Genomic DNA, 26,177 nt, shown 5'->3' on the forward strand with positions numbered 1-26,177 from the left:
GTGCGGTCTGCTGGCACGCTGGTTGCTAGCTTCTAGTGCGGGCGACAGGTTGCTGGCTTTGTGGGCCCCTACAAAGGCCACGTCCGCATCCGCGCCGGAGTGCAACGTCCCGGGGTGTGACCGCCAGCCGGCGCACACCGAAAGACCGGGCAGGACCGAATGTCGGCTTAAGGTTCGAAGGAGAGACAGATGTCTTCGCTGCGACAGATCGCGTTTTACGGGAAGGGTGGCATCGGCAAGTCCACCACGTCCCAGAATACCCTGGCTGCGCTTGCGCAGATGGGCCACAAGATCCTCATCGTGGGTTGCGACCCCAAGGCCGACTCGACCCGCCTGATCCTGCATGCCAAGGCCCAGGACACCATCCTGTCGCTTGCGGCGAACGCCGGCTCGGTGGAAGACCTCGAGCTCGAGGACGTGATGAAGATCGGCTACCAGGACATCCGCTGCGTGGAGTCCGGTGGTCCTGAGCCGGGCGTGGGCTGCGCCGGCCGCGGCGTGATCACCTCGATCAACTTCCTGGAAGAGAACGGCGCCTACGAGGACATCGACTACGTGTCCTACGACGTGCTCGGCGACGTGGTGTGCGGCGGCTTCGCCATGCCCATCCGCGAGAACAAGGCCCAGGAAATCTACATCGTCATGTCGGGCGAGATGATGGCCATGTATGCGGCCAACAACATCTCGAAGGGCATTCTGAAGTATGCCAACTCCGGCGGCGTGCGCCTGGGCGGGCTGGTGTGCAACGAGCGCCAGACCGACAAGGAACTGGAGCTGGCCGAGAACCTGGCGAAGAAGCTCGGCACCGAGCTGATCTACTTCGTGCCGCGCGACAACATCGTGCAGCACGCCGAGCTGCGCCGCATGACCGTGATCGAGTATGCGCCCGATTCGGTTCAGGCCCAGCATTACCGGAACCTTGCGGAAAAGGTTCACGCCAACAAGGGCAACGGCATCATCCCGACCCCCATCACGATGGACGAGCTCGAGGACATGCTGATGGAGCACGGCATCATGAAGGCCGTGGACGAGAGCCAGGTCGGCAAGACCGCCGCAGAGCTCACTGCCTGAGGCTGACGCAGCGAGGCCGGCCCCAATTGCGGGGTCGGCCTTCATCCGGCATCCAAAACGAGAGCGAGATTGCGAAATGAGCTTGGCCCAACCGCAAAGCGTTGCTGAAATCAAGGCGCGTAACAAAGAAATCATCGCGGAAGTTCTCAAGGTTTATCCGGAGAAGACCGCGAAGCGCCGCGCGAAGCACCTCAACGTCCATGAATCCGGCAAGTCCGATTGCGGCGTGAAGTCGAACATCAAGTCCATCCCGGGCGTGATGACGATCCGCGGCTGCGCGTATGCCGGCTCCAAGGGCGTGGTGTGGGGTCCCATCAAGGACATGATCCACATCTCCCACGGCCCGGTGGGCTGCGGCCAGTACAGCTGGGCCGCCCGCCGCAACTACTACATCGGCACGACCGGTATCGACACCTTCGTGACGATGCAGTTCACCTCGGACTTCCAGGAAAAGGACATCGTCTTCGGTGGCGACAAGAAGCTCGCCAAGATCATGGACGAAATCCAGGACCTGTTCCCGCTGAACAACGGCATCACCGTCCAGTCCGAGTGCCCGATCGGCCTCATCGGCGACGACATTGAGGCCGTGTCCAAGGCGAAGTCCAAGGAATACGACAACAAGACCATCGTGCCGGTCCGCTGCGAGGGTTTCCGCGGCGTGTCCCAGTCGCTCGGCCATCACATCGCCAACGATGCGATCCGGGACTGGGTGTTCGACAAGATGGACCCGAATGCGGCCCCCCGCTTCGAGCAGTCTCCGTATGACGTCGCCATCATCGGCGACTACAACATCGGCGGCGACGCCTGGTCTTCGCGCATCCTGCTCGAGGAAATGGGCCTGCGCGTGATCGCCCAGTGGTCCGGCGACGGCTCGCTTGCCGAGCTCGAGGCGACCCCGAAGGCCAAGCTGAACGTCCTGCACTGCTACCGCTCCATGAACTATATCTCCCGTCACATGGAAGAGAAGTTCGGTATCCCGTGGTGCGAGTACAACTTCTTCGGTCCGTCCAAGATCGCTGAGTCGCTGCGCAAGATCGCCGGCTACTTCGACGACAAGATCAAGGAAGGCGCCGAGCGCGTCATCGCCAAGTACCAGCCCCTCATGGACGCGGTCATTGCCAAGTACCGTCCGCGGCTCGAGGGCAAGACCGTCATGCTGTACGTGGGCGGCCTGCGTCCCCGTCACGTGATCGGCGCTTACGAAGACCTCGGCATGGAAGTGGTCGGCACCGGCTACGAGTTCGGCCACAACGACGACTATCAGCGCACCGCCCAGCACTACGTCAAGGATGGCACGATCATCTATGACGACGTGACCGGCTACGAGTTCGAGAAGTTCGTCGAGAAGGTCCAGCCCGATCTCGTCGGCTCGGGCATCAAGGAAAAGTACGTGTTCCAGAAGATGGGTGTGCCGTTCCGGCAGATGCACTCCTGGGACTATTCCGGCCCGTATCACGGCTATGACGGCTTCGCCATCTTCGCCCGCGACATGGACATGGCCATCAACTCCCCCGTCTGGAAGATGACCAAGGCTCCGTGGAAGAAGGCGCCGGCGCAGCCGAGCCTGCTCGCGGCCGAGTGACCGCCTGAGCCCGAAGCCCCTCCCCTTTTCGGGGAGGGGCACCCGGCGGGCTTGATCCGATTGACCCACCCATAGGGGTTCGAGATGCCACAGAATGCAGATAACGTGCTCGATCACTTCGAGCTGTTCCGCGGTCCCGAGTACCAGCAGATGCTGGCCAACAAGAAGAAGCTGTTCGAGAACCCCCGCGATCCCGCCGAAGTCGAGCGCGTCCGCGAGTGGGCCAAGACGCCCGAGTACAAGGAAAAGAACTTCGCCCGCGAAGCTCTCACTGTGAACCCGGCCAAGGCCTGCCAGCCGCTCGGCGCTGTGTTCGCCGCCGTGGGCTTCGAGCAGACCATCCCCTTCGTGCACGGCTCGCAGGGCTGCGTCGCTTACTATCGCTCGCACTTCTCGCGTCACTTCAAGGAGCCCAGCTCCTGCGTGTCCTCTTCCATGACGGAAGACGCGGCGGTGTTCGGCGGCCTGAACAACATGATCGACGGCCTGGCCAACACCTACAGCATGTACAAGCCGAAGATGATTTCGGTCTCCACCACCTGCATGGCGGAAGTCATCGGTGACGACCTGAACGCCTTCATCAAGACCGCCAAGGAAAAGGGCTCGGTTCCGCAGGAATACGACGTTCCCTTCGCCCACACCCCGGCGTTCGTCGGCAGCCACATCACCGGCTACGACAACGTGATGAAGGGCATCTTCGAGCACTTCTGGGACGGCAAGGCCGGCACCGCGCCGAAGCTCGAGCGCGTCCCGAACGAGAAGATCAACTTCATCGGCGGCTTCGACGGCTACACCGTCGGCAACCTGCGTGAAGTCAAGCGCCTGTTCGGCCTGATGGGCGTGGAATACACCATCCTCGCCGACAATTCCGAAGTGTGGGATACCCCCACCGACGGCGAATTCCGCATGTATGACGGTGGCACCACCCTGGAAGAGGCGGCCGACGCGCTGCACGCCAAGGCCACCATCTCCATGCAGGAATACTGCACCGAGAAGACCCTGCCGCTGATCGCCAACCACGGCCAGGAAGTGGTTGCCTTCAACCATCCCGTGGGCGTGAAGGGCACCGACGAGTTCCTGATGGCGATCTCCCGCATCTCCGGCAAGGAGATCCCGGAAGCCCTCGCCAAGGAGCGCGGCCGCCTGGTCGACGCCATCGCCGACTCCAACGCCCATATCCACGGCAAGAAGTTCGCCATCTACGGCGATCCCGACCTCTGCATGGGCCTTGCGGCCTTCCTGCTCGAGCTCGGCGCCGAGCCGACCCACGTGCTTGCCACCAACGGCAACAAGAAGTGGGCCGACAAGATGCAGGCGCTGTTCGACTCTTCTCCGTTCGGCCAGAACTGCCAAGTCTATCCCGGCCGTGATCTGTGGCACATGCGTTCGCTGCTCTTCACGGAGCCGGTCGACTTCCTGATCGGCAACACCTACGGCAAGTATCTCGAGCGCGATACGGGCACCCCCCTGATCCGCATCGGCTTCCCGGTGTTCGACCGTCACCACCATCACCGCCGTCCGGTGTGGGGTTATCAGGGCGGCATGAACGTGCTGATCACCATCCTCGACAAGATCTTCGACACCATCGATCAGAACACGATCGTCCCGGCGAAGACCGACTACTCGTTCGACATCATCCGTTGATCGCAGAAGTCTGACGACAATCGATCCGGCCCGGGGCCCCGCCCGGGCCGGCCCGAACGGGAGCCTGCCCTTTTCGGAAGTTCTGATCTTTACACAGCCCGCTTCTCGAAGGAGAGATCCATGAGCTCGGTTTCCGCTACGATCCAGGAAGTCTTCAACGAGCCAAGCTGCGCGAAGAACCAGAACAAATCGGAAGCGGAAAAGAAGAAGGGGTGCACCAAGCAGCTCCAGCCAGGCGGTGCCGCCGGCGGCTGCGCGTTCGACGGCGCCAAGATCGCCCTCCAGCCCCTGACCGACGTCGCCCATCTCGTGCACGGCCCCATCGCCTGCGAGGGCAACAGCTGGGACAATCGCGGCGCGAAGTCGTCCGGCTCGCAGATCTGGCGCACCGGCTTCACCACCGACATCAACGAGACCGACGTGGTGTTCGGCGGCGAAAAGCGCCTGTTCAAGTCCATCAAGGAAATCATCGAGAAGTACAATCCTCCCGCCGTCTTCGTCTACCAGACCTGCGTGCCCGCCATGATCGGCGACGACATCGACGCGGTCTGCAAGGCAGCGAAGGAGAAGTTCGGCACGCCGGTGATCCCGGTGAATTCGCCCGGCTTCGTGGGTCCGAAGAATCTCGGCAACAAGCTCGCCGGCGAGGCCATCCTCCAGCACGTCATCGGCACCGAGGAGCCGGAATACACCACGCCCTACGACCTCAACATCATCGGCGAATACAATCTGTCCGGTGAATTGTGGCAGGTGAAACCGCTGCTCGACGAGCTCGGCATCCGCATCATGGCCTGCATCTCCGGCGATGGGCGCTACAAGGACGTGGCCTCCTCGCACCGCGCCAAGGCGGCGATGATGGTGTGCTCCAAGGCCATGATCAACGTGGCCCGCAAGATGGAGGAGCGCTACGATATCCCCTTCTTCGAGGGCTCGTTCTACGGCATCCAGGATTCGTCCGACTCGCTCCGCGAGATCGCCCGTATGCTCATCGAGCGCGGCGCCGATCCGGAGCTGATGGACCGCACCGAAGCCCTCATCGAGCGCGAGGAGGCGAACGCCTGGAAGGCCATTGCCAAGTATAAGCCCCGCTTCAAGGACAAGAAGGTGCTGCTGATCACCGGCGGCGTGAAGTCCTGGTCGGTGGTGGCGGCGCTTCAGGAAGCCGGCCTTGAGCTCGTGGGCACCTCGGTGAAGAAATCCACCCGCGAGGACAAGGAGCGCATCAAGGAGCTCATGGGGCAGGACGCCCACATGATCGACGACATGACGCCCCGCGAAATGTACAAGATGCTGAAGGACGCGAAGGCCGACATCATGCTCTCGGGCGGCCGCTCGCAGTTCATCGCGCTCAAGGCCGCCATGCCGTGGCTCGACATCAACCAGGAGCGCCACCACGCCTACATGGGCTATGTGGGTATGGTGAAGCTGGTCGAGGAGATCGACAAGGCGCTCTACAACCCCATCTGGGAGCAGGTGCGTAAGCCCGCCCCGTGGGACAATCCGGCCAACAACTGGCAGAACCGCGCCATCGCCGAGATGGAGGCGGAAGCCGCGGCGCTCGCCGCCGATCCGGTGGCCGCCGAGAAGGCGCGCCGGGCCAAGAAGATCTGCAACTGCAAGAGCGTCGATCTCGGCACCATCGAGGACGCCATCGCGGCCCACGGCCTCACCACTGTGGAAGGCGTGAAGACCCACACCAATGCCTCCGGCGGCTGCGGTGCCTGTGCCGGTCGCATCGAGGAGATCTTCGAGGCTCGTGGCCTGGTGCCGGCGGAAGAACCCGAGCTCGATCCTGTCGCAGCAGAGGCCAAGCGTCGGGCCAAGAAGGTGTGCAATTGCATGAGCGTGGATGTGGGCGCCATCGAGGATGCCATCCATGCCGGCGCTGGCAACCTCGCCGAGGTGAAGGCGCAGACCAAGGCCACCGGCGGCTGCGGCGGCTGTGCCGAGCGCATCGAGGACATGCTGGATGCTGCGGCGCCGGCCACCCTCGTGGCTGCGGAATAGGAGGCCGGCATGGCGAAATTCGTCACGGGCAAGAAGGCCTGCGCGGTCAATCCCCTGAAGATGAGCCAGCCCATCGGCGGCGCGCTCGCCTTCATGGGGCTTCGCGGTGCCATGCCGCTGCTGCACGGCTCGCAGGGCTGCACCTCGTTCGGCCTGGTGCTGTTCGTGCGCCACTTCAAGGAAGCGATCCCGCTGCAGACCACCGCCATGAGCGAGGTCGCCACCGTGCTGGGCGGTCTCGACAATGTGGAGCAGGCGGTCCTCAACATCTACAACCGGACCAAGCCGGAGATCATCGGCATCTGCTCCACCGGCGTCACCGAGACCAAGGGCGACGACGTGGACGGCTACATCAAGCTGATCCGCGCCAAGTATCCGCAGCTTGCGGACTTCCCCATGGTCTATGTCTCGACGCCCGACTTCAAGGACGCCTTTCAGGATGGCTGGGAGAAGACGGTCGCCAAGATGGTCGAGGTTCTGGTGAAGACGCCGGAGCCGGAGGCCAAGCGCGACCCCAGGCGCATCAACGTGCTGCCGGGCTCCCATCTGCAGCCAGGCGATCTCGACGAACTGCGCTCCATCTTCGAGGATTTCGGGCTGGAGCCTTCCTTCCTGCCGGATCTCGCAGGCTCGCTGGACGGGCACATTCCGGATGACTTCACCCCGACCACAATCGGCGGCATCGGGGTGGAGGAGATCGCTACCATGGGCGAGGCCTCGTGGACGATCGCCATCGGCGCGCAGATGCGCCGGGCGGCCGAGGCCATGCAGAAGAAGACCGGCGTGCCTTATCGGCTGTTCGAGCGGCTGTGCGGGCTCGGGCCCAACGACGAATTCTTCATGTTCCTGAGTGAGATCTCGGGGCGGGAAGTTCCCAAGAAGTATCGCCGGCAGCGTGGCCAGCTGGTGGATGCCATGCTGGACGCCCACTTCCATCTGGGCGGGCGCAAGCTCGCCATCGGGGCGGAGCCGGACCTGCTGTTCGACGTGGCGTCCATGCTCCACGAGATGGGCACGCACATCTCCACGGCCGTCACCACCACCCAGTCGCCGGTGTTCGAGAAGCTGGAGGCGGAGGAGGTGCTGCTGGGCGACCTCGAGGACCTGGAGACGCTGGCGAAAGAGCGCGGCTGCGACCTGCTGCTGACCCATTCCCATGGCCGACAGGCGGCGGAGCGGCTGAACATTCCGTTCCACCGCATCGGCATTCCCATGTTCGACCGCATCGGCGCCGGCCACCGCATGATCGTCGGCTATCGCGGCACCCGCGAGCTGATCTTCACGCTTGCGAACCTGTGCATCGCCGATCACGAGGCGAACCACGAGGTGACGCCCGACACCTGGAAAAATCCGTGGGACGGGGATGGTCACGGCCACGCCCATGCCCCAGCGGTGACGCCCACCCACGGCACCGCCGTGAGCACGTCCCACCACTAAGAACGAGCAGAGGCGCACCCTCCCATGAAAGTCGCATTTGCAACCCAGGACCTCAAACGGGTCGATGCCCATTTCGGGTGGGCCAAGAATATCGCCATCTACGAGGTGGGTCCGGAAAGCCATCATTTCGTGGAAGCCATCGAGTTCGACGGCGACCTGAAGGAAGACGGCAACGAGGACAAGCTCGCCCCGAAGATCGAGGCGATCAAGGATTGCGCGATCCTCTACGTGGCTGCCATCGGCGGCTCGGGCGCGGCGCGGGTGGTGGCCAACAACATCCACCCCATGAAGGTGAACCAGCCCGAGGAGATCGAAGACCTCATCGAAAAGCTGGCCACGGTGCTGCGCGGCACGCCTCCGCCCTGGCTGCGGAAGGTGATGTCGAAGGGCCAGGAACGTACTTTCGATTTTGATGAATGAGGATTGACATGTCCGAAGCAGCGCAAGTGATCGAGCCGGTATCGGCCGAAGACAATCCCTTCATCAAGCAACTCATCAAGGTCTGGCGCGCCCAGGACACCCACGGCGCGTGGGAAGGCAAGGCTGACCTCGATCTCATCGCCGAATACATCGTGGACAAGGAGGCCCGCCGCGCCCTGCCCATCATCGGCGATCCCGATCCCGAGACCATCTGGCGCATGGAGCTGTTCTTCAATGCCGTGTGCCTCCTGATCGAGCGCGAGACCAAGGTGATGATCACGCCCATGCTGAAGATGAGCCACGAGGGCTTCGGTCGCATGGTGCTCATCGGCGGCCGGCTGATCGTGGTGAACAAGCAGTTGCGCGACGTTCACCGCTACGGTTTCGACAATCTCGGCAAGCTCGCCGAGGAGGGGACGAAGTTCGTCGCCTCGGGCGTCGAGATGATCCGGAAGTTCCCGGAAGTGGCCAACTACTGAAGATCAGGTGCACCCATGAGCGACGTGGAAGAACTCAAGGCCGAAATCAAGAAGCTGTCCGCCAAGGCGACGCAGGCAAAAATGGACCTCCACGATCTGTCTGAGGAACTCCCCATCAGCTGGGAGACGATCATGGATGTCGCCAAGAGGGCGCACAGCGCCTTCGCCGAGCTGGAAAAGAAGCGCGCGGACCTGAAAGCACTTGAGGCCGCCTAACCTGAAGGCTTTTTCGAAATGTCCAACGAAACCCGAGATGGTCGAGCCTGGCAGCCAGACTATTTGCTCGATATCGATGCCGGCAAGTGCATCGGTTGCGGGCGCTGCTTCAAGGTCTGCGGCCGGGACGTGATGACGTTGAAAGGCATCAACGAGGACGGCGAAGTCGTCTCCCTTGATGATGATGAGGACGATGAGGTCGAGAAGAAGGTAATGGTCATGAACGACACGGGCGCCTGCATCGGTTGCGGTGCGTGCGCGCGGGTCTGCCCGGCCAATTGCCAAGTTCATGGTCATGAGCAGGCTGCGGCCTGAACGCCACGGCTGATCGCGGATCGGGTTCGAAGTGGAGGGGTGATGAGCTTTGCTCAGAGGCCTTCCACCGAGACCCGCGCGGCGCTTGAGCCAAATCCATACGACACCGATCTCAGACCGGTGTCGTTGGTCTTAGGAGTGGGTCCATGGCCGCCGAAGAGGTCTATGACTGGTTGATTGCTTCATCGACCGCTTCGGCCGGCGACCCTTTCGACGTGCATGTGGCGGCCTCCATCGCCGCCGTCGCTTTTGCCGAGGCGGAAGAGGACGGGCGCAATTGCCTCGAGGCCCTGGGCCTCGATAAGGCCGCCTTCCTCGACCTCGCCCGCATCCTGTTTCCCGATGCGGTGGAGGCGCTCGGTCGGCGGATGGAGGGGCGCTCCATCTCGGTCGAGGCGGAAGAGCAGTCGATCCGCGACATCCTCGGCATCTATTCGTCCGATGCGGGGCGACTGCAGGCCCATTTCATCGCCATGATCGCGCGGCGCTGTCAGTCGCCCCACCACCTGTGGCAGGACCTGGGGCTCAGGGACCGCCAGGAACTGCGCGAGCTCATGACGCGCCGCTTCGCGCCGCTGGCGCTGAAGAACCGGCAGGACATGAAGTGGAAGAAGTTCCTCTACCGCATGGTCTGCGGATCGGAGGGCTTCACCCTGTGCGCGGCGCCGGTGTGCTCCGATTGCGACGAATTCCACGTCTGCTTCGGTGCCGAGGACGGGGAATCGCGCCTCGCCCGCAACCGCAATGCCGCCGCCAATGCCAACGTACCGCTCGGCCAGGTGGCTGCCGATGCGCTGCCCGAGGCCGCCGAATAGGGCGTCTGCCGCGCGGGTTTGATCAAGCCTGACATCGCATCGGGCTGCTGATCTTGTTCCTCTGCAATCGAAGCGCGTCGGTCAGGTCGGCGCTCGCCTGCCCGGGTGCGCCGGCGTGTCCGCGAGATCCCTATCTGGCCTTGCACGTCGGGCTGCTCTCGCCTCATGAAAAAGCCCGGCGCCGAGGATCGGGCCGGGCTGGTCTCGGGGCTCAGGAAATCGGACGGCGGCAGATGCCGTCACTCGATGCCTTCGCTGCGGGCGCGCCACATCATGGCGATGCGGAAGCGCTCGTTGATGGCGGCGGGGCTGGCGAGGATCTCGGCCTCGGCCTCCTTGAAGGCCTTCTCCACCAGATCGGCCTCGTCCCTGGTCAGGGTCACGCGGCCGGCGAGGTGGGTTGCCTCCGGGTGGACCGACCAGATCTTGCGGCAGTTGGGATGAAGCTTGATCTCGGTGAGGTCGAAGGATTCAAGCTGACCGTCGAGGAGAATGGCGAGGCCCGAAACTTCGAGCTTGCGCCCGTCCGAAGTGGTCTTGATGAGCGTGGTAGCCATGTGCGTCACCCGTCCTGGGCTGCGAGCCAACTGTAACCGCCCTGGTCCCAGAGCTGCGCCAGTAATTGATCCGAACTCCAGTCCGGAAATTGAGACTTCACGGTTTCATAATCGCCGCGAAAGCGCTCCGCGTCCTCTCCGGAAAGATCCGCAGTGAGGCCGTCCGGCTTGAAGCGGAGCACGAAATGCGTGTTGTCGTCCGCGGCGAGGAGCGTGAACTCCTCGCCGTCGCTGATGAGGGGCAGAAGGTCGGCCATGGGTTGCTCCCGTCAGGCCGCGGCGGCCGCGGGCGTATCTTCGGCAAGGCCCCATTCGGCCCACGAGCCGTCGTAGAGCGCCGCCGTCTTGTTACCGAGGATGAACAACGCCAGCAGCACCACCGCCGAGATGGTGCCCGAGGCGCAGGTCGCCACCACCGGCTTGGCGATGTCGATGCCGGCCGACGCGAAGCGGGCCGCCAGCGCGTCGGGCTGGATCAACTCGCCGCTGTCCTCGACGATGAGGTCGCCCCAGGGCAGGTTGATCGAGCCGGGAATGTGGCCTTTCTTCTTCACCGGGAAGACATCGTCCTGCGTGCCGGCGAACTTGGCCGGGCCGCGCGCGTCCACGACCTGGTCGGTCTTGCCGGACAGGTTCGACACCATCTCGCCGAGGTTGCGCACGAGGGCGGGATTGAGGGTGGCGGTGAAGGTCTTCGGCTCCGGCCGCACGGGCGACATGTCGGAGGGCTTCTTCTCCTTCACCCACTTGCCGTAGCCGCCATCCAGCACGGCAACGTCGTCGTAGCCGAAGATGCGGAACATCCACCACACCCGGGCCGCGGCCGCGCCGCCGCACAGGCGATCATAGACCACGATCTTGTCGCCATCGGCGATGCCCAGCAGGCCTACCTTCTTGGCGAATTCCGCGGCGGGCGGAAGCATGTGGGGGAGCGGATTGCTCTTGTCGGCCACATGGTCAATGTCGAAATGCACCGAGCCCGGAAGGTGACGCCCGCGATACTGGGTGCGCCCGTCCATGTTGCTGCTTTCATGCAGCCAGGTGCAGTCCAGGATCTTCACGTCCGGCGCTTCGATATGCTCGGCCAGCCATTCGGTGCTCACCAACGGTCCGGGAAGAACGGTGGACATGACGCAGGTCTCTCCCTGTCGAGGTTCGGACATCGGGTGCTTTCAATGCCTGCCGGGCAGGGCGCCCGGCAGGCGATTCTGGAGCGGTCGGCGCGCTGTGGCCGCCGGAAACGAAAGGCTCAGCGAACCTTGGGCAGGCTGTAGCCGGGGCGCGGGTGGGCGTCGTAGTAGTCGACGCGCTCAGGCCAGCCGCCTTCGGGGTTGAACTTGAACTTCACCACCTTCACCGGGGCGTTGGCGGAGAAGGACACTTCCGAGAACTTGATTTCACGGTCGCCGGGGCCGGCGGAGAAGTCGGCCACCACCTTGCCGTCGGCGGTCACCGCGCGGGCAAAGCCCGGGGTGCCCACGTCGGAGGCGTTCACCGTTTCGGCGACAAAGCTCGCCACCTCGGAGCCGTCCTCGGACGGGGTGCCGAACGCCGGCGTGGCGAAGGTGAAGGCGACGAGCTTGCCGCTGCGGTCCACCGCATGGTCGGCAGTCACGGGACGGGCAACGGAATAGACGGTGAGGGTGCCCCCCGCCAGCAGCTCCTTGATCTCCTCGAGGGAGCGGCTTGCGAATTCCGACGCGACGATCATGGCAATCTCCACTAGACAATCAGGTGTGACGAACGGTCCCCCTGGTTGATCAATTTTCGTGCCAGTCGCGGCCGTGCCCCCGGGTCTCCCTCCTCGCGTACCGGCCGGATGCCGCAAAGCCTTGTCCGCAAGCGCTTCCCACCCGGCATGGAGAGGCCGGCCGGCCATGTCGGAGGTCGTCGCCGGCTTGTCGGAAATGCGTCGCACATCGCGGGAAATGCGACGCGGACCCCGCCAGGAGCGCCATAAACCGGCCCATTCCGGCTGTGCGCGAATCTTGCAAGGGCTCCAAAAACGCGACACGCAGGGGATCTGAATCCATGCTGGACACGGCGATCATCGGCGGCGGGCTGTGCGGCCTCGCCCTGGCGCGGAGCCTCAAGAAGGCCGGCCGCAGCCTGACCCTGTTCGAGGCGCGCGCCCGTCTCGGCGGCCGCATCCTCTCCGCTGTCCCGGCCACCACCGGGGAGGCGCTGGACCTCGGCCCCACCTGGTTCTGGCCCGATACCCAGCCGCTCATTACCGCCTTCGTATCGGAGCTCGGCCTCACCAGCTTCGCCCAGCATGACGAGGGGGCGGTGCTCCACCTCACCGAGGCGGACAAGGGTCCCCAGGGGTTCGAGCAGCAGGTGCATGGCGGCGCGCGGCGCGTCGCCGGCGGAATGGCGCGGCTGGTGGCCGCCCTCGCCGATGGCCTGGGCGAAGAGGACATCCGGCTCGGCCATGTGCTCCAGAAGGTGGAGGACAAGGGCGACCACGTGGTGCTCACCTTCCGCGTGGACGACGCCTTCCTCACCGTGGAGGCCCGGCATGTGGTGATCGCGCTGCCGCCGCGCCTGGTGGCGGAGACCGTCCGCTTCTCGCCCGACATCGACGCTGCCACCCGCGACGCCATGGGCGCGGCCCCCACCTGGATGGCGGCGCAGGCCAAGGTGGTGATGGCCTATTCCTCCCCCTTCTGGCGGGAGGCCGGCCAGTCTGGCAACGCCTTCGTCACCCACGAGCAGGCGGTGGTGGGCGAGATCTTCGACGCCTGCGACGCCACCGGCGCCAAGGCGGCCCTGGGCGGCTTCCTCAGCTTCCCGCCGGACCTGCGGGAGGCTTTCGTCGTCGGCCTGCCCATGCTGATGGACAGCCAGCTGGTGCAGGTGTTCGGCAGCGCCGCCGAGGGCGCCGAGCAGCACTACCAGGATTGGGCGCTGGAGCCCTTCACCTGCTCGGCCCGTGACCGCGCCGAGCCGCAGGGCGAGCATGTGGCCTTCTCCAATCCCCTGCTGCGCCGTCCCCTGTGGGACGGGCGGCTCTATCTCGGCGGCTCCGAGACCGCGACCCAGGGCGCGGGCTATCTGGAGGGCGCGCTGGAAGCAGCGCGGCGCATCGACCGCTCGCTCGCCCGGGCGCGCTCCGAGGAGGACGAGGTGGCCCTGCCGGAAGGCCTCTCGGTGAATGCGGCGAGCCTTGCGCGCTTCGCGACCTGGGTAGCGACGCTGAACGATGCGGCCTTCGAGGCCTATCGGGTGCGGCTCAACCGGGCGCTGGCGGCCCAGGACCGCGAGCAGCTGACCCAGCGGGCCATGCTGGGCGCCATCGAGGACATCTACGAGCGCGCCGCGGATATGCTCGACACGCTGCCCTTCGACATGGTTGGCGTGCCGGTGGAGAAGGGGCGCTCGGCCCTGATGAGCGACGTGCAGCTGCCGTTCCGTGACTTCATCCAGACCCTGCTCGACGACATCATCGCCTTCAACCGCACGTCCTGTGCCCTGTCCAACTTCCCGGGCGAGCACCACCTGTCGAAGGACTATGTGCAGACCATCCTGCGCGACGTGGCAGCCGCCTGGCGCGACTTCTGCCTTGCCGCCAACCGCCGCCTGCTCGCCAAGGCCGAGGCGGGGCTGGCCGAGGCGGGTGCGGCCCTTCCCCTTGGCGCGGGTCCCCGCAAGGGCCCGATCCTGACGAGTGCATCGTGAACGAGGACAAGATGGAACCGAGCATCGCGGAAGAAAACGTGCCCGAGGTCGGCACCGCCTACGTCGTCTGCTCCATGAGCGACATTCCGAGCCAGCGCGCCCGCGGCTTCGAGCTGATGAAGGTCGAGGACGGCGTCGAGAAGCCGTTCAACCTCATTGTCGTGCGCTGGGGCCGGCAGGTGTTCGGCTATGTCAACCTGTGCCCCCATGACGGGGTGAAGCTGGACTGGGAGCGTAACCAGTTCCTCGATCCCAACGGCATCCGGCTGATGTGCGGCAAGCACGGCGCCCTGTTTGAGCTGGGCACCGGCGTGTGCATCGACGGGCCGTGCAAGGGCCGCAGCCTCACCTCGGTGGCCCTGAGCGTCATCGACAACGACATCTGCGTGACCGGCGTGACGCTGGCCGAGGAGGAAGAGGACGAGGATGAGGAAATCACCTCGTGCTCCGACGAGGGCGGCGGCGTCTGAATGTGGCCTGCGGGGGCGGGTTATTTGGACCCGCACTGCATGCATGTGGAGGGGCGGTTCGGCGCCTCTCCACATGGAGGATGAGGCCGGGCACCTTCAGCGGGGAAGTCAGGCTTCGCGTGCCGGCAGTGTTGATGAGCGGCCTGTGATCGGGATCCGGTCGACACCCCCTGCATCGACCTCGTCTGGTCCTGGCACAGTGGCGCTGACCCTCCGGTTGGCTTGAGCCGCCGTCACCGATCTTCCAAGACCCGACGTTCTAACGCCCCGGGCCCTCGCCGTGATGCCGGCGAGGGCCCGGTTCAGGGTCTGGTTTGGATCAGACCGGGCGGTTTGCGTTGCGGTTCTTCACCGGCTCCATGAGGGAGACGCCCTTTTCGTAGGTGATGGTCTCGTAGTCCTCGTGCCAGCCCAGGGCGGCATCGAGCACCTTGTCGGTCTTACCGGCGGTGTCCAGCTTCTTGACATCATTCTTGTCGATGCTGAGCAGGTCGGTCATCTCCTTCCACACGGTGGATTCATCGCAGGGCAGGACGTAGAATGTCTTTTCGCCGTACGTGACGCGATACTTCGCGAGAAGGTCGATGTTGTTGCAGAAGATGAAGTACTTGCCGTCGGGGGCAAGCGCGTCGCCGAGCACATCCGCTACGTCGGAGAGGAAGGCGAAGTTCTGCAGGTAGCCGGCCAGCACGGGAATGGTGGACTTGCCATCCTCCGCGAAGGTGATGACCTGCTCCATGGTGTATTCCGGCGGACGCTTCTCGTCGGCCATCTGCTGCTGCCACTTCAGGGCGATGTCGCCGCGGAAGTCGAAGCGGCCAGGCTTGGTCGGCTGCTTGAGCACGGCATTCAGGAGGCGCCCCTCTTTATCCAGCCGGCCCAGGGGGGTGTTCTCGATCGCAGTCATCAAAAAAGTCTCCGGTTCAGCACACAACTCTCAGACGGTCTCAGACGGGCGCGAGCAGGGGCGCGCCTTCGTGGGCTCGAAGGCGCCGCTCTCCGCCGAACCCCGTTCGGCGTGCCGCCCGCGCAAGGGGGCAGGCGCGTCCTCCATGCAAGCCCTTTGCCGCGCCGCGGCACGGCGGTCGCCGCAGGGGCGAGGCGCGACAATCGGCCATCCCTGAGGCGACCGGGAGCCGGCCCGCCGGCGCCTGCAATGGCGCCAAATCAAGGTCCGAACCGACATCGAGGCGCCGCCGGCGGCGGTGCCGGCCTGGCGCGACAGAGGGCGCCAGAAGTCGCCGGCGGCGTTGTCCGGAATCGGACACGCGTCGCAAAGGCAACAGCTGAATTCCGGAAAATTCAGGCAAATCAGTCCGTTGCTGTCTGGCACGGCGCTTGCTGGATGGAGGGCCGAAGCAACCTCTCAAGCGAAGGTCGAGCGATGATCAATTTGACCGACAGCGCCTTGCATGCGGTCCGGGACGCGATCCTGGGCGCCGATCAGCCGGTCAGCGGGCTGCGCATCATGGTCGAGACGGGTGGCTGCGCCGGCTACCAGTACAAAATGGGCCTCGTCAGCGATGCCGAGCCCGACGACACGGTGGTCGAGCGCGAGGGCGTGAAGGTGTTTGTGGACAACCAGAGCCACGAGCTGCTCGCCGGCACCGTCATCGATTTCGTCGTGGCCCTGGAGGGCTCCGGCTTCACCTTCGAAAATCCGAACGCCACCTCGAGCTGCTCCTGCGGCAAATCCTTCGGCTGAAGCCTGGATTGACCGCACGGGTTGAACTCAATTCACATAGAGGACGCAGCGATGTTGGCCGAGACCGAAGAGTGTGCGCCGCTCACCCAGCAAGCCAAGCGTGAGGCGATCATCCGTGAGGTGATCGAGGAGATCCGTCCCAATCTCAAGCGGGATGGCGGCGACTGCGAGCTCGTCGAGATCGACGGCAACAAGGTCATGGTGAAGATGACCGGCGCCTGCGTGTTCTGCAAGCTGGCGAGCGAGACCATCGAGGGCATCCAGACCAAGATCGTGGAGCGCCTGGGCGAGCTGATCCGGCTCATCCCGGTGGCCGGCGCGCAGAACAAGCCGCTGGTGAGCCTGAAGGGCATCGCGCCCGCTCCGTCCGCCGCACCGGTGGCTCCGGCCCCCGCCGTCCCCTCGCCGACGCGCTGAGGGGCGCGCCGGAGGCTCAGACGATCGAAGGGGTGATGCCGTGCGGCCTGTCTATCTCGACAACAACGCGACGACACGGACCGACCCCGCTGTGGTCGAGGCCATGCTGCCGTTCTTCAGTGAGCATTTCGGCAACGCCTCCTCCACCCACGCCTTCGGCGAGCATGTGGGCGAGGCGCTGAAGAGGGCGCGCAAGCAGCTTCAGGCGCTGCTCGGCGCCGCCTTCGACCACGAGATCATCTACACCTCCGGCGGAACGGAAGCCGACAACGCGGCCATCCTCTCTGCGCTGGAGACGCAGGAAGGCCGGGACGAGATCGTCACCACCACGGTGGAGCATCCGGCGATCCTGACCCTGGTCGCGCATCTAGAAAAGACGCGCGGCATCAGGGTGCATCTCATCGGCGTGGACCGCCACGGGCGGCTCGATCTCGATGCTTATGCCAAGGCATTGTCGCCGAAGACCGCCATCGTCTCGGTGATGTGGGCCAACAACGAGACCGGGACGCTGTTCCCGGTGGCGGATCTGGCCGCGCAGGCGAAGGCGGTCGGCGCCCTGTTCCACACCGATGCGGTGCAGGCGGTGGGCAAGGTGGCCATCGACCTGAAAGCCACCGCCATCGACATGCTGTCCCTGTCCGGCCACAAGCTTCATGGGCCCAAGGGCATCGGCGCGCTCTATGTGAAGAAGGGCGTGAAGTTCCGCCCCCTCATTCGCGGCGGCCATCAGGAGCGCGGACGGCGTGGCGGCACCGAGAATGTGCCGGGCATCATCGGCCTCGGCGCGGCGGCGGACCTCGCCCTCCAGCACATGGAGGAGGAGCGCACGCGCGTGAAGGCGCTGCGTGATCGGCTGGAGCAGGGCATCCTCCAGCAGGTGAGCGCCACGCTGCTCAACGGGGACGGCGACAACCGCCTTCCCAACACCGCCAACATCGCGTTCGAGTATCTCGACGGCGAAGCGGTGCTGCACAATCTCAACAAGGCCGGCGTCGCCGCCTCCACCGGCTCGGCCTGCACCTCCGGCTCCACCGAGCCGTCCCATGTGCTGAGGGCCATGAACCTGCCGGCCACCGCGCTGCATGGCGCCCTGCGCCTGTCGCTTTCCCGCGAGAACACGGGGGAGGACGTGGACCGGGTGCTGGAGGCGCTGCCGGAGATCGTCACCCGCCTGCGCGCCATGTCGCCGGCCTGGCTGGCGCGGGAGGGCGCGGACGGCGCGCCGGTGGCCAGCCATGTCTAGCCTTCGTGCCGGCTGTGACGGTGGCGATTACACGCCCGCCGGCGTTGCCTTCGCAACAGGAAATACGTGCCCGATGACGGCCGCTGCGGCGGCCGCCGGGTGCATCAGAAACATCCACGACCGGCATCGCATGGATGTCGGCGCGGGTAAGAGCGGCGAGTCAAGGCCGATCGAGGAGCCAGTTGTATGAAGATTATGATTCGCCGTTCTCCGGAGATTGGCTTGTCCATCTACGTTCCCAAAAAGGACCTTGAGGAGCCGATCGTCGAGAGCGAACACGAGACCCTGTGGGGCGGCTGGATCAAGATCGCCAATGGCTGGGTGCTTGATCTGCCGGAGATGGCCGAGGGCACGACCCTTCCCATCACGGTGAACGCGAAGAAGCGCGGCGAGGAGGAGTGATCTGATATGAATATTTCCGTCGCCAATATCGAGACGATGAAGCTCGCCGACGCCGAAGCCGTCCTGAAGGACGTGGCGGCGGAGCTGGTCGCCGGGAAGGCCGTGCCCTATCTGGGGCCCGGTCTCCTGGAGCTGTCGTCGCCCGCCATCCCGGTGACGCCGGAGGGCCTCGCGGCCTTCTTCGGCACCAAGGTGGCGCTGCCCAAGCGCGCCAAGGGCAACGTCTGGGCCTCCGCCCAGCACATCGAGAGCATGAAGCACCGCTCCACCGTGTCGGCGCTTATGGCTGATGCGTTCGCCCCACCGGTGGCGCCGCTGCCGATCCACACCTTCCTCGCCGGCCTGAGCCTGCCGCTGATCGTGGACACCTGGTATGACGGCGCCATGCGCTCCGCGCTGGAAGGCCGCGAGGGTTGGGGCGAAGCGCAGGGCATCACCCGCGCCGGCATCGGCGAGGACCGCTGGTATCGCTTCTATGACGCTGCCGGCAACGAGACCGACCGGGCCGCGGCCGAGACCTGGACGACCGTGCTCTATAAGCCCCATGGCAGCGTCGCGCCGGCCAAGAACTGGCTGATCTCCGACGCCGACTATGTGGAGGTCCTCACCGAGATCGACATCCAGACGCCGATCCCGGACGTGGTGAAGAACCGCCGCACCGAGCGCAGCTTCCTGTTCCTCGGCTGTCGCTTCCACGACCAGATGCTGCGAACCTACGCGCGCCAGGTGACAAAGCGCTCGCGTCTGCCGCACTTCGCCATCGTGGACGAAGCGGTGCTCACCAAGAACGAGCTACGCTTCCTTTTGACCCACGCCATCACGCCCATCGCCATGCCGCTGCCCAAGGCGCTGGACATCATCATGTCGGTCGCTGCCTGATCGTCCTCGTCTTCCCGATCTTCAGAGAGCATGTCCTGTCCGGACGTGCTCTCTTTGTTTTTGGCGCCCTGCCTGGAGTTTCGGTTCTGCATTGATCGAGATCAATAACGCGGCCGAAACCGAACGCACGACGATGTAACTTTTCCAACATGTCGTTCCCTGCGGGGCGCGTGTTGTTAAGCCGACAGCTGGGCGTCAATTTATAAGCATTTGAAATTATTTACGTATTTATCCGTAGCGCTGCTGGCACGCCAGTTGCTCATCCCTGTCCAAGGATTTTTTTGGGATCCTGCTGGAAGCGAGGAGCAGATTCATGCACGCGTCGACACAGCACGAGACGAGCGAAGCCGCAGTGGCCGACAAGTTGGCCGAGGCCCTTCAGGCCAAGGCGGAACACCAGGGTTGCGGCACGTCCGGCGGCTCGGGCAAGGCCAGCTGCGGTTCGTCCGCCGGCCAGGGCGACCTGCCCACCGAGATCTGGGAGAAGGTGAAGAACCATCCCTGCTATTCTGAAGAAGCCCACCACCACTATGCGCGTATGCATGTTGCCGTTGCCCCGGCGTGCAACATCCAGTGCAACTACTGCAATCGCAAGTATGATTGCGCGAACGAATCCCGCCCCGGCGTGGTGTCCGAGAAGCTGACGCCCCAGCAGGCGGCGAAGAAGGTGCTCGCGGTCGCCTCCACCATCCCGCAGATGACCGTGCTGGGCATCGCCGGCCCCGGCGACCCGCTCGCCAATCCCGAGAAGACCTTCCAGACCTTTGAGCTGATCAACCGGACTGCCCCGGACATCAAGCTCTGCCTGTCCACCAACGGCCTGGCCCTGCCCGACCACGTGGACACCATCGCCGGCTTCAACGTGGACCACGTGACGATCACCATCAACATGGTGGATCCGGAAGTGGGCGCGAAGATCTATCCGTGGGTGTTCTGGAAGCACAAGCGCTACACCGGCTATGAGGCCGCCAAGCTCCTCACCGACCGGCAGATGCTGGGCCTGGAGATGCTCACCGAGCGTGGCATCCTCTGCAAGGTCAACTCGGTGATGATCCCCGGCATCAACGACAAGCACCTTGTCGAAGTGAACCGGGCGGTGAAGTCCCGCGGCGCGTTCCTGCACAACATCATGCCGCTCATCTCGGCGCCCGAGCACGGCACCGTGTTCGGCCTCAACGGCCAGCGCGGCCCGACGGCCCAGGAGCTCAAGGCGCTCCAGGATTCGTGCGAAGGCGAGATGAACATGATGCGGCATTGCCGCCAGTGCCGCGCCGACGCCGTGGGTCTCCTCGGCGAGGACCGTTCCGCTGAGTTCACCACCGACAAGATCATGGCCATGGAGGTCAATTACGACCTCGACAGCCGCAAGGCCTACCAGGCCCTGGTCGAGGAAGAGCGCGTGGCGAAGGTCGCCGCGAAGCAGGAAGAGATGGAAGCTCTCGCCGGCGAGCAGAGCGACATCAAGCTGCTCGTGGCCGTGGCCACCAAGGGCTCGGGCCTCATCAACGAGCACTTCGGCCACGCCAAGGAGTTCCAGGTGTGGGAACTCTCCACCGGCGGCGCCAAGTTCGTCGGCCATCGCCGCGTCGACCTGTATTGCCAGGGCGGCTACGGCGAGGAGGACAGCCTCGAGACCATCATCCGCGCCATCAACGACTGCCATGCGGTGTTCGTGGCCAAGATCGGCGGCTGCCCGAAGGCTGACCTCGTCAAGGCCGGCATCGAGCCGGTGGACGGGTTCGCCCATGAGTTCATCGAGAAGTCGGCCATCACCTGGTTCAAGGAATACCTCAACAAGGTGAAGACCGGCGAGATCGAGCACGCGGAGCGCGGCGACGCCGAGATCCGCCAGGGCGCGCTCATCAACGCGGCCTGAGCCCCTCCCAAGACCTGGATCCGCCCAGGCTGAAATGGCCTGGGCGGATCCAGCTCAAGTTCAAGCAAACCGACCGTCCTGCCGATCAGATCGCGCGCTCGGCATCCAAGGAGCATCCCATGACGTTGAAAATCGTGGCGTCGCAGTGCACGAGCTGCTCGGCCTGTGAGCCGGAATGTCCCAACGTGGCCATCTTCGAGAAGAACGGGACGTTCGTGATCGACCCGAAGAAGTGCACCGAATGCATCGGCCACTTCGACGTGCCCCAGTGCGCTGCGGTCTGCCCGGTGGACGATACCTGCGTCATCGACAACGCGTATCCGCGCTATCAGCCCACCGCGTAAGGAGAGACGCGATGAACTTCACGATGACCCGTTCGGCCCAGCGCTTCATCCGCATGATGATCATGGCCGACGGCGGTCCCAGCGCCGGTTTCCGGATGCATGTGACCCCCGGTGGATGCTCCGGGCTCAATGCCGAGATCGCGGTGCTCCAGGAGCCCTCGCCCGGCGACGCGGTGGTGGAGCAGGACGGCCTGAAGCTGTTCCTGCCGGCGGAAAGCCGCCTGCTGCTCGATGGCGTCACCATCGACTTCACCGATACGGCCGCCAAGACGGGCCTGGTGTTCCAGGACCCCAAGGCGACCACCTGCAGTTCGCACGCGCACTGATCTGAGGTGATCCGGGGCGGCGCTGCCGCTCCGGCTTTTGTCGCGCGCAGGTGCCTTGCGTTTGGCAGCTGCGGGCGGGACGGGAAACGAGGGGAGCGGAATGGAAGGCTCGCAGGTTTCGGGCGAACCGGATTTCCTCACCCCCGAGGCGCTCCTCGCGAGCGCCGTGATGGGGGGAGGGCTGCCGGAAGACGCACAGCATCATCTGTGGGAAGCCGGCCTCTCCTACCAGCAGGACGAAGTTGCGGAAGGCCATCTGCGGCAGGCCGAGGCGTTGGCGCCAGGGCATGCCGCGGTGCTGATCGGTCTCTACCGCTTCTATTTCTACAAGGGCCGGCTTCGGGAATGCCTGGAGGTGGCGCGGGTGTGCCTGGCCAAGGCGCAGCGGGAGACCAATCTGCCGGCCGACTGGCGGGAGGTGCGCGCGCAGGATGCCGAATTCTCGCGCTACGACCGCCTGATGCCGCGCTTCTTCCTGTTTACGCTGAAGGGTTACGCCTACCTCAACATGCGCCTCGGCGACCTGGAGGAGGGGCGGGCCGCGGCGATGAAGCTGCTCGAGCTCGATCCCACCGACAAGATCGGTGCGAAGCTCTTGCTCGACGTGCTGAACAGAGCGGGGCAGGACGATGAAGATTGAAGACGACATCGACGAGGCCAAGACCTGGCTCGGGGAAGACGTCGATTGCTCCGCGTGCGCCCACCAGGACCTCCTGGCGGCGGGAAAATGCCATCTGCGGCGGGCCTGCGTGAACGATCGCTATGCCCGGCGCATCGACCGCTTCTTCAACTGGAATCCCTCGCTCGCCAATTCCTATGTGCGGCACGACCATTTCGAGGTGCGGGCCATCGCGGCCAAGCACGCGGACGTGTTCGTCCTGCCCCCGCTTCTCAACGATCCGGAGGAGACCGTGCGCTGGAATGCGGCGCGGCGCCTGCCGAAGACTAAGATCCTGCCGCTGCGCAACGATCCCCACCGGGAGGTGCGTATCCGCATCGTCTCGCTGCTGGAGGATGCCGACCTCTCCCCCATGATGACGGACGAGGATTATTACGTGCGGCTCGTCGTTGCGCGCCGCATCGCTCCGCCGCTGCTGTCGCGCATGGTGGACGATCCGGAAGCCGAGGTCCGCCGCGTGGTGGCCCAGCGCCTGCCATCGGAATGGCTGCTGTGCATGGTCAACGACCGGAGCCCGCAGGTGCGCCTGGAAGTGGCCCAGCGCCTTGCCCCCGATCTTCTCTCCGCGCTCGTCGCCGATCCGGACTGGCGGGTGCGCTACGAGGTGGCGAGCCGCATCGCTCCCACCCAGGTGTCACAGCTGATCGATGACGACGACGACTTCGTGCGCGAGGTCGCCCGGTCCCGCGCGAAGGCGGGCGGGGAGCTTTTGAGGGAGATGCCGCTATGAGCAACATTGTCCGTGACAGTGATGTGGTCGAAGTCTCAGAGCCGCCGTATTTCAACTTCGGCGAAAAGGTGAAGGCCAAGCGGGTCATTCGCAACGACGGAACCTATGCCGGGAAGGAAATCGGCGAGATCCTCGCGAAGAAGGGCGAGATCGGCTACGTGGTTTCCATCGGTACCTTCCTGCAGCAATTCTATATCTACGGCGTCGAGTTCACCGAAAGCGGTAATCGCGTGGGTATGAAGCGCAAGGAACTCGAAAGCGCGATCCCGCGCGACGAAATGGACATTCCCCTGCCCGGAGCACCCAAAGCATGATCCTTGAGCCGCGCAACCCCAAGTATCAGTGGGGCCAGAAGGTCAAGACTCTGATCGACCTCTACAATGACGGCTCCTATCCGGATTTCCCGGAGGAGGCGCTGCTGGTGGGCCTCGGCGCCACCGGCGAGATCGTGCAGGTGGGCACCCACACCGACACCAACACGCCCATCTATCTGATCGAGTTCACCGAACGCCTCGTGGTGGGGTGCCTCGAGGAAGAGATCTCCCCGCTCGAGTGATCCTTACGCAAAGCCGGCAAGGCCTGGACTGAGGAAAGAGACGAGACGATGAGGCTGCCCGCTCATCCGAACGATCTCGACAAGAAGCGCATCGAGCGCGCCATCAAGGCGCGCAAGCGCTATCGCTATGTCACGCCCCGGGTGCTGGCCACCCAGGGCGGCTATCGCATCGAAAGCGCGTGCTGCTCGCGCAACATCGATCCGGAGGGCGGCGTCGTGGACATCGCCCTTTTGCTGTTCGACGCGGAGGGGAGTGCCTGGCAGCTCTTCCGCAAGAACCACGGCACAAGGCTGTGGGAACTCGACAGTACCCATGACCGATTGAAGGAGGTTCTGGATCTCCTCAACGACGATAGCGAACGCAAATTTTGGCAATGATCTAATTTGGCAATGATCCTGCATGGGGGACTTCGGACCGCGACAGAAGACGCGGACGTGTCTCATCTTCGGCAAGGGAGAGTTAGGTTATGGCCCTCAGCGACAGCGACCTCACCGAGATCGAGCAGCTCCTCACGGCGGAGAACGCGTCCGGGCCGGTCTTTGCCGAACTGCGTCGCCGGTTTCCGGCCCTGTCCTGGACCCAGTGCGACGCCTCCGATGTCACGGAATCGCCATTCCGCACCTATTCGACATACGACATCCACCTGCTCGACACCGCCGATCACTGCGCCCACATCACGCTCGATCCCGCGAGCGCGACCGGTGTCATCCTTGCCCGGCGGAGCGCGTGATGAGCGACATGGATCTCTTCGACGACGCTGACCTGTCGGCCGACGACGGCGCCGAGGGCGCATCGATCCTGTTGTCGGATCCCGACATCACCGTCATCGAGCTTCAGGCCGTGGCCGAGGCGCTGCAGGCGCCGCGCCTGTCCAGCGGACCGACCGCCGAGGCTTTCGAGGCGGCGTTCGCCGGCTATCTCGGCCGCAAGTATGCTGTGGCCGTGCCCAGCGGCACCTTGGGGCTGCTTTACACCCTCAAGGCCTATGGGATCGGGCCCGGGGACGAGGTGATCTGCTCGCCCCACTCCTTCCGCGAGACGGTCCACGCCGTGAGCCTTTCTGGCGCCCGGCCGGTCTTCGCCGATATCGACTATTGGGCCGGAACGCTGGTTCCTGAAAAGGCGGCGGCCAAGATCACCGAGAAGACCAAGGCCATCGTCGCCGGTAATTCCAACGGCCATCCGGCGCCCTGGACCGCCTTCCAGGAGCTGGCGCGGACGCACAAGTTGGCCCTGATCGAGGATTCCACCGAGGCCATCGGCTCGCGCTACAAGGGCGCGCTGGTTGGGTCGTTCGGCGACACATCCGTGTTTGATTTCTCACAGCCCTTCCCGCTGGTGTGCGGCGAGGGCGGCATGGTGGTGACCGATGACATCGACGTGGCGGTGGGGCTGCGGCGCTTCCGCGCCCACCGGCTGGATGAGCGCTCTTCGGTGGTGGTCTCCATGAGCGCGCCCTACCAGGGCGCCATGAGCGACGTGACCGCCGCGCTCGGCCTCGCCCAGCTGGGGCGGCTCGAGGAAATTCTCGAGCAGCGGCACACGGTGGAGCATCTCTACCAGAAATATGTCCAGTCCTTCGAGGGCATCAAGGATCCCTTCATCGGGCCGGACGTGACGGAGGTGAACTGGTTCCTCTACGTGGTGCATCTGGGCACCCGCTTCTCCAAGTCGAGCCGCGACGCCATCGTCGACGATCTGAAGGTGGAGAAGGTGGAATCCGCCGCCTACAGCGCGCCGCTGCACCTGCAGCGCCATTACTTCGACCTCGGGTATCGCAAGGGCGACTTCCTCGTGACCGAGAAGGTGGCCGACCGGGCAATCGCCCTGCCGTTCCACACGCACCTGTCCGAGGACGAAATCGAGTTCATCGTTGCAACGATGAAGGATGCCTCGATCAATGTAGGGGCGGGCGCCGCCATCTACTGAAGGCAAACAATATCGCACCCCAACCACAAAAGTTGAAACGACAGGAGCTTATGATGTCCACGGTTACGTTGAAGGTTATGCCCGCCGGAAAGACCATTGAGGTTTCGGAAGGGACAAACCTCCTCGAAGCGCTCATCACCGTCGAGCCGGGCCTTGCCGCGCGGCAGACCTCGGACAAGGACGGCAGCGCGTCCCACGTCTTCGTGCAGGAGGGCCGCAAGGGTCTCTCGAAGACCTCGCGTGAGGAAAACGAGCTGCTCGACGCGATCGTGGGCGTGGGCTCGAAGTCGCGCCTGGCCAAGTACATCACCGTTCTCGGCACCGAGAACGTGACGGTGGAACTCCTCGGCGAGTTCTCCGGCCTCTGATTGGACAAGAAGCGTCCCGCCGGGTTGC

32 protein-coding genes and 1 pseudogene are annotated in these 26,177 nt (G+C 64.6%); 28 read left to right on the forward strand and 5 right to left on the reverse strand.

The window, feature by feature from the left end; all coding sequences use genetic code 11:
- Window positions 1-189: 189 nt before the first annotated feature.
- The 10 genes from nifH (at window position 190) to FZ033_RS11390 (ending at window position 9,986) form a co-directional block, all read left to right on the forward strand.
- On the forward strand, window positions 190-1,071 hold the full coding sequence (gene nifH, locus FZ033_RS11345; RefSeq protein ID WP_138400501.1) for a nitrogenase iron protein: 882 nt from the start codon (window positions 190-192) through the stop codon (window positions 1,069-1,071).
- Between the two features lie 76 nt (window positions 1,072-1,147).
- Window positions 1,148-2,653 carry a nitrogenase molybdenum-iron protein alpha chain gene (gene nifD / locus FZ033_RS11350; RefSeq protein WP_149576259.1) on the forward strand — a complete coding sequence of 502 codons (1,506 nt, stop codon included), beginning with the start codon at window positions 1,148-1,150 and terminating at the stop codon, window positions 2,651-2,653.
- A gap of 84 nt (window positions 2,654-2,737) precedes the next feature.
- Window positions 2,738-4,297, forward strand: a complete 1,560-nt coding sequence (nifK, locus tag FZ033_RS11355; RefSeq protein ID WP_149576260.1) for a nitrogenase molybdenum-iron protein subunit beta — start codon at window positions 2,738-2,740, stop codon at window positions 4,295-4,297.
- Window positions 4,298-4,417: 120 nt separating this feature from the next.
- Window positions 4,418-6,304, forward strand: coding sequence for a nitrogenase iron-molybdenum cofactor biosynthesis protein NifE (gene nifE / locus FZ033_RS11360; protein WP_149576261.1), 1,887 nt, complete (start codon window positions 4,418-4,420; stop codon window positions 6,302-6,304).
- A 9-nt stretch (window positions 6,305-6,313) separates the two neighbouring features.
- Window positions 6,314-7,741 carry a nitrogenase iron-molybdenum cofactor biosynthesis protein NifN gene (gene nifN, locus FZ033_RS11365; protein WP_149576262.1) on the forward strand — a complete coding sequence of 476 codons (1,428 nt, stop codon included), beginning with the start codon at window positions 6,314-6,316 and terminating at the stop codon, window positions 7,739-7,741.
- Window positions 7,742-7,765: 24 nt separating this feature from the next.
- Window positions 7,766-8,161, forward strand: coding sequence for a nitrogen fixation protein NifX (gene nifX, locus FZ033_RS11370; protein ID WP_011995771.1), 396 nt, complete (start codon window positions 7,766-7,768; stop codon window positions 8,159-8,161).
- An 8-nt stretch (window positions 8,162-8,169) separates the two neighbouring features.
- Entirely contained in the window at window positions 8,170-8,640 is a 471-nt protein-coding gene (locus FZ033_RS11375; RefSeq protein ID WP_138400539.1) for a NifX-associated nitrogen fixation protein, read from the forward strand.
- A gap of 15 nt (window positions 8,641-8,655) precedes the next feature.
- Window positions 8,656-8,856: a CCE_0567 family metalloprotein gene (locus tag FZ033_RS11380; RefSeq protein WP_011995773.1), complete on the forward strand. Its 201-nt coding sequence runs from the start codon at window positions 8,656-8,658 to the stop codon at window positions 8,854-8,856.
- 18 nt (window positions 8,857-8,874) lie between these two features.
- A complete protein-coding gene (fdxB, locus tag FZ033_RS11385) occupies window positions 8,875-9,171 on the forward strand; it encodes a ferredoxin III, nif-specific (protein WP_138400538.1) in 297 nt (98 codons plus the stop codon).
- 146 nt (window positions 9,172-9,317) lie between these two features.
- Window positions 9,318-9,986 carry a nitrogen fixation protein NifQ gene (locus tag FZ033_RS11390; protein WP_149576263.1) on the forward strand — a complete coding sequence of 223 codons (669 nt, stop codon included), beginning with the start codon at window positions 9,318-9,320 and terminating at the stop codon, window positions 9,984-9,986.
- Between the two features lie 239 nt (window positions 9,987-10,225).
- Here FZ033_RS11390 and FZ033_RS11395 read toward each other — a convergent pair whose 3' ends face one another.
- From FZ033_RS11395 to FZ033_RS11410, 4 genes are all read right to left on the reverse strand, one after another.
- Window positions 10,226-10,543, reverse strand: coding sequence for a hypothetical protein (locus tag FZ033_RS11395; RefSeq protein WP_149576264.1), 318 nt, complete (start codon window positions 10,541-10,543; stop codon window positions 10,226-10,228).
- 5 nt (window positions 10,544-10,548) lie between these two features.
- On the reverse strand, window positions 10,549-10,800 hold the full coding sequence (locus tag FZ033_RS11400) for a hypothetical protein (RefSeq protein ID WP_149576265.1): 252 nt from the start codon (window positions 10,798-10,800) through the stop codon (window positions 10,549-10,551).
- 12 nt (window positions 10,801-10,812) lie between these two features.
- Entirely contained in the window at window positions 10,813-11,673 is an 861-nt protein-coding gene (locus FZ033_RS11405; protein WP_149576266.1) for a sulfurtransferase, read from the reverse strand.
- Between the two features lie 119 nt (window positions 11,674-11,792).
- A complete protein-coding gene (locus FZ033_RS11410; RefSeq protein ID WP_011995779.1) occupies window positions 11,793-12,254 on the reverse strand; it encodes a hypothetical protein in 462 nt (153 codons plus the stop codon).
- A 320-nt stretch (window positions 12,255-12,574) separates the two neighbouring features.
- On the opposite strand from FZ033_RS11410, the gene FZ033_RS11415 reads away from it, so the two are divergent.
- Complete coding sequence (locus FZ033_RS11415; protein WP_149576267.1) at window positions 12,575-14,224, forward strand: flavin monoamine oxidase family protein; 1,650 nt, start codon at window positions 12,575-12,577, stop codon at window positions 14,222-14,224.
- Between the two features lie 11 nt (window positions 14,225-14,235).
- Window positions 14,236-14,694 carry a Rieske (2Fe-2S) protein gene (locus FZ033_RS11420; protein WP_149576268.1) on the forward strand — a complete coding sequence of 153 codons (459 nt, stop codon included), beginning with the start codon at window positions 14,236-14,238 and terminating at the stop codon, window positions 14,692-14,694.
- A 319-nt stretch (window positions 14,695-15,013) separates the two neighbouring features.
- On the opposite strand, the gene FZ033_RS11425 is transcribed toward FZ033_RS11420, so the two are convergent.
- Entirely contained in the window at window positions 15,014-15,601 is a 588-nt protein-coding gene (locus tag FZ033_RS11425) for a hypothetical protein (protein ID WP_149576269.1), read from the reverse strand.
- A gap of 477 nt (window positions 15,602-16,078) precedes the next feature.
- On the opposite strand from FZ033_RS11425, the gene FZ033_RS11430 reads away from it, so the two are divergent.
- From FZ033_RS11430 to FZ033_RS11505, 16 genes and pseudogenes are all read left to right on the forward strand, one after another.
- Window positions 16,079-16,399: a HesB/IscA family protein gene (locus FZ033_RS11430; protein WP_011995784.1), complete on the forward strand. Its 321-nt coding sequence runs from the start codon at window positions 16,079-16,081 to the stop codon at window positions 16,397-16,399.
- A gap of 51 nt (window positions 16,400-16,450) precedes the next feature.
- Window positions 16,451-16,717: pseudogene (locus FZ033_RS11435) on the forward strand (NifU family protein); the annotation flags it as partial.
- A gap of 139 nt (window positions 16,718-16,856) precedes the next feature.
- Window positions 16,857-18,059, forward strand: coding sequence for a cysteine desulfurase NifS (gene nifS, locus FZ033_RS11440; RefSeq protein ID WP_149576271.1), 1,203 nt, complete (start codon window positions 16,857-16,859; stop codon window positions 18,057-18,059).
- Between the two features lie 186 nt (window positions 18,060-18,245).
- Window positions 18,246-18,461 carry a putative nitrogen fixation protein NifT gene (gene nifT, locus FZ033_RS11445; protein WP_149576272.1) on the forward strand — a complete coding sequence of 72 codons (216 nt, stop codon included), beginning with the start codon at window positions 18,246-18,248 and terminating at the stop codon, window positions 18,459-18,461.
- 6 nt (window positions 18,462-18,467) lie between these two features.
- Window positions 18,468-19,340, forward strand: a complete 873-nt coding sequence (locus FZ033_RS11450; RefSeq protein WP_149576273.1) for an SIR2 family NAD-dependent protein deacylase — start codon at window positions 18,468-18,470, stop codon at window positions 19,338-19,340.
- Between the two features lie 313 nt (window positions 19,341-19,653).
- The gene (gene nifB, locus FZ033_RS11455; protein WP_149576274.1) at window positions 19,654-21,216 is read left to right on the forward strand and encodes a nitrogenase cofactor biosynthesis protein NifB; all 1,563 of its coding nucleotides are present in this window, start codon (window positions 19,654-19,656) and stop codon (window positions 21,214-21,216) included.
- Window positions 21,217-21,335: 119 nt separating this feature from the next.
- Complete coding sequence (locus FZ033_RS11460; protein ID WP_149576275.1) at window positions 21,336-21,560, forward strand: 4Fe-4S binding protein; 225 nt, start codon at window positions 21,336-21,338, stop codon at window positions 21,558-21,560.
- 11 nt (window positions 21,561-21,571) lie between these two features.
- Window positions 21,572-21,886 carry a HesB/IscA family protein gene (locus tag FZ033_RS11465; RefSeq protein ID WP_149576276.1) on the forward strand — a complete coding sequence of 105 codons (315 nt, stop codon included), beginning with the start codon at window positions 21,572-21,574 and terminating at the stop codon, window positions 21,884-21,886.
- Between the two features lie 100 nt (window positions 21,887-21,986).
- Window positions 21,987-22,526, forward strand: a complete 540-nt coding sequence (locus FZ033_RS11470) for a hypothetical protein (protein WP_149576277.1) — start codon at window positions 21,987-21,989, stop codon at window positions 22,524-22,526.
- Window positions 22,522-23,295: a 4Fe4S-binding leucine-rich repeat protein gene (locus tag FZ033_RS11475; RefSeq protein ID WP_149576468.1), complete on the forward strand. Its 774-nt coding sequence runs from the start codon at window positions 22,522-22,524 to the stop codon at window positions 23,293-23,295. Before FZ033_RS11470 ends, FZ033_RS11475 begins: the two co-directional genes overlap by 5 nt.
- The gene (locus FZ033_RS11480) at window positions 23,292-23,609 is read left to right on the forward strand and encodes a nitrogen fixation protein NifZ (RefSeq protein WP_149576278.1); all 318 of its coding nucleotides are present in this window, start codon (window positions 23,292-23,294) and stop codon (window positions 23,607-23,609) included. Before FZ033_RS11475 ends, FZ033_RS11480 begins: the two co-directional genes overlap by 4 nt.
- Window positions 23,609-23,851, forward strand: a complete 243-nt coding sequence (locus FZ033_RS11485) for a nitrogen fixation protein NifZ (RefSeq protein ID WP_149576469.1) — start codon at window positions 23,609-23,611, stop codon at window positions 23,849-23,851. The genes FZ033_RS11480 and FZ033_RS11485 overlap by 1 nt, the downstream gene beginning before the upstream one ends.
- A 48-nt stretch (window positions 23,852-23,899) precedes the next feature.
- Window positions 23,900-24,229 carry a DUF3024 domain-containing protein gene (locus FZ033_RS11490; protein ID WP_149576279.1) on the forward strand — a complete coding sequence of 110 codons (330 nt, stop codon included), beginning with the start codon at window positions 23,900-23,902 and terminating at the stop codon, window positions 24,227-24,229.
- Window positions 24,230-24,318: 89 nt separating this feature from the next.
- A complete protein-coding gene (locus tag FZ033_RS11495) occupies window positions 24,319-24,582 on the forward strand; it encodes a hypothetical protein (RefSeq protein ID WP_149576280.1) in 264 nt (87 codons plus the stop codon).
- Window positions 24,583-24,590: 8 nt separating this feature from the next.
- Entirely contained in the window at window positions 24,591-25,781 is a 1,191-nt protein-coding gene (locus FZ033_RS11500) for a DegT/DnrJ/EryC1/StrS family aminotransferase (protein WP_232847454.1), read from the forward strand.
- Window positions 25,782-25,834: 53 nt separating this feature from the next.
- Complete coding sequence (locus FZ033_RS11505) at window positions 25,835-26,149, forward strand: ferredoxin (protein ID WP_149576282.1); 315 nt, start codon at window positions 25,835-25,837, stop codon at window positions 26,147-26,149.
- The last annotated feature ends 28 nt before the right edge of the window (window positions 26,150-26,177 follow it).

The organism is Xanthobacter oligotrophicus, from assembly GCF_008364685.1.
Taxonomy (GTDB): domain Bacteria; phylum Pseudomonadota; class Alphaproteobacteria; order Rhizobiales; family Xanthobacteraceae; genus Xanthobacter; species Xanthobacter oligotrophicus.